Origin of the sequence: Thauera sp. AutoDN2 (assembly GCF_051280715.1) — a bacterium.
GTDB lineage: Bacteria > Pseudomonadota > Gammaproteobacteria > Burkholderiales > Rhodocyclaceae > Thauera.
In genome coordinates this window covers 1-2,347 of the sequence record NZ_JBNCAR010000082.1, presented here as the reverse complement: position 1 = coordinate 2,347, position 2,347 = coordinate 1, and the positions used below count along the sequence as shown (strand labels likewise).

The window sequence follows — 2,347 nt, the reverse complement described above, 5'->3', positions numbered from 1 at the left end:
CCCCCCCCCCCCCCCCCCCCCCCCCCCCCCCCCCCCCCCCCCCCCCCCCCCCCCCCCCCCCCCCCCCCCCCCCCCCCCCCCCCCCCCCCCCCCCCCCACCAGAGATGCGCCGCCGCACGTCAGCATTACACAATCAGCGCCCCGCGGTGTGCCGCAAGCCCGATTCGGGCCTCGATGCCGGCGGTGAAGTGCAGGAAATCAGCTTCGATGCCGTCATTGCAGATCACCCCTTCTCGGGCATCAGGGATGCGTAACCTGAGTTCGCGGCCGCTCTCGATGGTCCCGAAGACGATCCCCGCCTGCGGGGCGATGCTCGGAAACGGTTCGCGCACCGCGAAGACGAGCCTGTAGGTGTCCCATGGCAGCGGCTGGTAGTCCGCCATCTCCGGGGGCTCTGGGGCGCGCGGCCAGAGTAGTTCTTGATTGCCGCGCAAATGCTAGGACGGTCGTCCTGGACGTCCCTACAATGGTTCGGCGGCATATGAAGGCACCTTGGCCTGTGGCCGCCGGGCGCAAAGGGCTGCCGTAATGCAAGGAGGGAATCGCATGAACCGCGTATTGCCGAGTCTGCTGGCCGCGATGCTGCTGTGGCCGCTGCAGGGGCGCGCCGAGACGATTGGTGCGGTGACGACCGTCTGGAAGCTTCTGGGCGCCAACCACCAAGTGGTGGTGGAGGCCTTCGATGACCCCGGGGTGGCCGGCGTAACCTGCTTCGTCTCGCGCGCCAAGACGGGCGGCATTTCCGGCGCGGTCGGACTGGCCGAGGACGTGTCCGAGGCTTCCATCGCGTGCCGCCAGGTGGGCCCCATCAGCTTCGAGCGACCCGTACCGGCCCAGGAGAACATCTTTTCCGAGCGCATGTCGATCCTGTTCAAGCGACTGAACGTGGTGCGCATGGTCGACACCAAGCGCAACGTACTCATCTACCTGACCTACTCGGACAAGCTCATCGAGGGCAGTCCGATGAACAGCCTGACGGCCGTGGCGGTCGACCAGGCGACGCGCATTCCGGTCGAGAAATAGCCTCCGGGCTCAGTGGGCGGCGAACCTCAGGTAGCGACGGGTATCCGAACAAGCAGATAGCATGATCATGGATCTCGTTGCCCCCTTGATCGCCCGTCAGCGCACGGCCTCCGCACCAACGATCGGCGCGCCATCCCAGGCGTTTATGTCCGCAGGCGGCGGAACTTGCTCGTCGCACTGCGCCAGCAACTCACCGAGTGAGTACTTCTTGGTTTGGGGCGTTAGCAGGAGTACGCCGTCCGCCTCTTCGGCCTTGAGTTTCTGGCCGACCTTCAGGTTCAACGATGCCATCAGGGCTGGCGGCAAGATGACCCCCACGCCCTTGCCCAGGCGACGAATCACAAGATCCATGGCTTCTCCAAGGGTTGTCCGGCAGCGACTGCCTAGAAACAACGGCGATCGGCTTTGCGGATTCAATCGGCCGCTGAAACTGCTCCGCGCCCCCGATCTAACTTGGACGCGCCCCGCCTCCTGGCGACGCTTCTTCACCGCCTTCGAAGTAAAGCGCCAGCGCTTCTCGCAGATTTGCGACAGCGTCGTGCTCGGTCGGCCCGTCGCTTGCAACCTCCACATCAAGGCAGCGAGCGACGAACACGCCATCTTCGGGGACCACCACGTAGCGCAGTTCGTGTTCCATATGGAAAATCCTAGCCCCTGTCGTTCAAGTCGCCCGAGGACCCTGTCAGCGGGAGCGGAGCCCGATTGATTGCCCCCGCGCTCGGTCCCGGAAGCGGATGGCCGCCCGTAGTACGGTCCAGTTCCCGTCATTGTATGATGGAACGGGTAGTCAAACCGGCTGCGTCACTGTTCTACCCAGCCGCTATCGCGCCTATTTGACGGGGAGGATCAACGAGTGAACATTGACACCGAGAGCCGTCACGTCACCCCGGTTGGCGGCAACATCTATCTGGACTTGGGTTTCAGTGCAGACGAGGCGGCCACGCTGCAGGCAAGAACTCAGAGCATCATTTCGCAGAAACTGGCAGATGAAGATCCGCCCGAAGCGATAGCCACCGCACCGGTTAGCACGAAGTCCAACCGGTAGCCCCCATGGCACGAGTCGGACAACCCACCTGATCCGCAGGCAGACGCAGCGAAACAAGTGTGCGGGGCAGGCGGATCTGCAAGCGCCGCGAAAGCACTGGACCGATGACCCAGCCAATTGCAGACCAAGCCGTTGTGATCCAACTCGCGGAAGAAGTCTTCGGGGGAGCCGAACGTGCCCCCGGGGTTCGACACTTAACCCCGATTTTCGCCCCTTTTCGGAAAGTGCCTTCAGCACCGGCGCGGGTTTGAAGGCCATGATCGCAAAAGTGCTGTGGTG

5 protein-coding genes are annotated in these 2,347 nt (G+C 64.1%); 2 read left to right on the top strand and 3 right to left on the bottom strand.

What is annotated here, in order from left to right:
- Positions 1 to 125: 125 nt before the first annotated feature.
- Positions 126 to 383, bottom strand: a complete 258-nt coding sequence (locus ACPT9U_RS17510; protein WP_435751892.1) for a hypothetical protein — start codon at positions 381 to 383, stop codon at positions 126 to 128.
- Between the two features lie 163 nt (positions 384 to 546).
- On the opposite strand from ACPT9U_RS17510, the gene ACPT9U_RS17505 reads away from it, so the two are divergent.
- Entirely contained in the window at positions 547 to 1,023 is a 477-nt protein-coding gene (locus ACPT9U_RS17505; protein WP_435751891.1) for a CreA family protein, read from the top strand.
- Positions 1,024 to 1,119: 96 nt separating this feature from the next.
- Here the strand turns inward: ACPT9U_RS17505 and ACPT9U_RS17500 are convergent, their stop codons facing one another.
- Entirely contained in the window at positions 1,120 to 1,374 is a 255-nt protein-coding gene (locus tag ACPT9U_RS17500) for a hypothetical protein (protein ID WP_435751890.1), read from the bottom strand.
- A gap of 97 nt (positions 1,375 to 1,471) precedes the next feature.
- Positions 1,472 to 1,660 (bottom strand): type II toxin-antitoxin system HicB family antitoxin, encoded by a 189-nt coding sequence (locus ACPT9U_RS17495; RefSeq protein WP_435751889.1) that lies wholly within the window; start codon positions 1,658 to 1,660, stop codon positions 1,472 to 1,474.
- A 216-nt stretch (positions 1,661 to 1,876) separates the two neighbouring features.
- Here ACPT9U_RS17495 and ACPT9U_RS17490 point away from each other — a divergent pair, with 216 nt between their 5' ends.
- Positions 1,877 to 2,068, top strand: a complete 192-nt coding sequence (locus ACPT9U_RS17490; RefSeq protein ID WP_435751888.1) for a hypothetical protein — start codon at positions 1,877 to 1,879, stop codon at positions 2,066 to 2,068.
- Positions 2,069 to 2,347: the final 279 nt, after the last annotated feature.